The sequence below is a fragment of the Novosphingobium sp. KCTC 2891 genome, assembly GCF_025938155.1.
Classification (GTDB): domain Bacteria; phylum Pseudomonadota; class Alphaproteobacteria; order Sphingomonadales; family Sphingomonadaceae; genus Novosphingobium.
The window spans coordinates 1-2,492 of sequence record NZ_JAPCZG010000028.1 but is presented as its reverse complement, the minus strand read 5'-3'; the positions used below and the strand labels follow the sequence as shown (position 1 = coordinate 2,492).

At 63.3% G+C, this 2,492-nt stretch carries 2 protein-coding genes; both read right to left on the bottom strand.

The annotated features are described in order from the left end of the window. Positions 1–84 precede the first annotated feature (84 nt). Entirely contained in the window at positions 85–867 is a 783-nt protein-coding gene (gene istB / locus OLX02_RS20100; RefSeq protein ID WP_264425732.1) for an IS21-like element helper ATPase IstB, read from the bottom strand. Next, the gene (gene istA / locus OLX02_RS20095) at positions 857–2,380 is read right to left on the bottom strand and encodes an IS21 family transposase (protein WP_264425730.1); all 1,524 of its coding nucleotides are present in this window, start codon (positions 2,378–2,380) and stop codon (positions 857–859) included. The genes istB and istA overlap by 11 nt, the downstream gene beginning before the upstream one ends. Between the last annotated feature and the right edge of the window lie 112 nt (positions 2,381–2,492).

Here is a 2,492-nt window from a genome sequence, read left to right as displayed (position 1 = left end):
TGTTGATTGCCGCTGAGAAGTGACCCGGGGTTTTCACCGAGAAGTGACCCGCCTGCAGGTTATGTTTCGAGTATCATCGGTGGGTCAAGATGCGGGTTTCTCCTTTCGGGGTCTTGCCTGCTGGGCCGAGCTGTTCTTGAAGCGGAAGCTGTCGTTTCCGGTCTCCAGGATGTGGCAGTGATGGGTGAGCCGATCGAGGAGGGCCGTGGTCATCTTGGCATCGCCGAACACGCTGGCCCACTCACTGAAGCTCAGGTTGGTGGTGATGACGACGCTGGTGCGCTCGTAGAGTTTGCTCAGCAGATGGAAGAGCAATGCACCGCCTGAGGCGCTGAACGGCAGATAGCCCAGTTCGTCCAGGATCACGAGATCGGCGTGGGTGAGACGATTGGCGATCTGCCCGGCCTTGCCCTGCGCCTTTTCCTGTTCGAGGGCGTTGACCAGCTCGACTGTGGAGAAGAAGCGGACCCGCTTGCGGTGATGCTCGATGGCCTGAACCCCCAGGGCTGTGGCGACATGGGTCTTGCCGGTGCCTGGGCCGCCGACCAGCACGATATTGTCGGCGGCGTCGATAAAGTCGCAGCGGTGGAGTTGCCGGACCAGCGCTTCGTTGATCTCGCTGCTGACGAAGTCGAACCCGGCGAGATCGCGATAGGCCGGGAACCGGGCGACGGTGAGTTGATAGGCTACTGAGCGCACCTCCCGTTCGGCCGTCTCGGCTTTCAGCAACTGCGAGAGGATCGGGACCGCCGCCTCGAAGGCGGGCGAGCCCTGCTGCATGAGGTCACTGACGGCCTGCGCCATGCCATGCATCTTCAGGCCGCGCAGCATAACGACGATGGCGCCAGTGGCGGGATCATGACGCATGGCGGTTCTCCCAGCGCAGGGCGTCATAGCGTTCCACATTGGCCATGGGCTCGCTGACCTGCCTCAGTGCCTGTGGTGCCGTGACCGGCGGGGTGGTGAGCGGCTTGCCGTCGAGTAGACGGTGCAACAGGTTGAGGATGTGGGTCTTGGTCGGAACGCCCGCATCCAGCGCCATTGCGACCGCGGTCAGGACAGCCTGTTCATCATGATGCAGAACCAGGGCCAGGATCTCGACCATCTCCCTGTCGCCGCCCGGATTGCGCAGCAAATGCCGTTGCAGCCGCTGAAACGCGTCCGGCAGATCGAGGAACGGTGCGCCGTTACGCAGGGCGCCGGGCTTGCGCTGAACCACCGCCAGATAATGGCGCCAGTCATAGACGGTATGGCCGGGGCGATCATGCGAGCGGTCGATGATGCGCTGGTGCTCGCATACGACCTGCCCCTCGGCGACAACCAGGAAGCGATCAGGATAGACCCGGAGGCTGACCGGCCGATTGGCGAAGGCGGCGGGCACGCTGTAGCGGTTGCGCTCGAGATGAACGAGGCAGGTCGGCGAGACGCGCTTGCCATATTCGACGAAGCCGTCGAACGGCCGGCCGACCGGCATCAGGCATTCCGCTTCATCGGCCCAGGCATCGGCGACAGAGCCCGGTTCGATTCCATGTGGAATCTCCTGCCACAACGCCCTGCAGCGCTGCTCCAGCCACAGGTTGAGGGCATCGAGACTCTCCGCCTGCGGCGTGGGTTGCCACAAGCGATGACGTGCATCCTGGACGTTCTTCTCGATCTGGCCCTTCTCCCATCCTGCCGCCGGATTGCAGAACTCGGCCTCGAACAGGTAATGGCTCACCATCGTGAGGAAGCGGGTGTTGACGTTCCGCTCCTTGCCGCGCCCGACCTTGTCGACGGCGGTGCGCATGTTGTCGTAAATCCCGCGGCGCGGCACGCCGCCCAGCACGCGGAAGGCGTGATTGTGGGCGTCGAACAGCATCTCGTGGGTTTGCAGCAGATAGGCCCGCACGATGAAGGCGCGGCTGTAGCTGAGCTTGAAGTGCGCCACCTGCAACTTGGTGCGCACCCCGGCGATTATCGCCCAGTCCTCGCTCCAGTCGAACTGGAAAGCCTCGCCCGGTGCGAAGGAGAGCGGGACAAAAGTCCCGCGGCCGCTGATCTGCTGCTGGCGGTGATAGTCATCGCGCCAGGCCCGCGCGAAGGCGGCAACGCGGCCGTAGGAGCCATCATACCCCAGGCTCACCAGATCGGCGTGCAACTGCTTGACTGTGCGCTTCTGCTTGCGTGGCCGGCCCAGCTCGCGCCGCAGCCAGGCCGCAAGCCGCTCCGCAAACGGGTCCAGCTTGCTCGGCCGTTCGGGCGTCTGGAACTGCGGCTCGACCGTGTCCGAGCGCAGATATTTGCGGATCGTATTCCGTGACAGTCCTGTGCGCCGGGCAATCTCGCGGATCGAAAGATGATCACGGTAATGCCAGCGCCGGATAACGCTCAATAACGCCATGTCCAACACTCCATGACCCCTCGCTCATCAAAGCAAGGGGCGAGTTCAACATGGGTCACTTCTCAGTGGAAATTTGTGCCCCTCCCGGGTCACTTCTCAGCGGCAATCAACA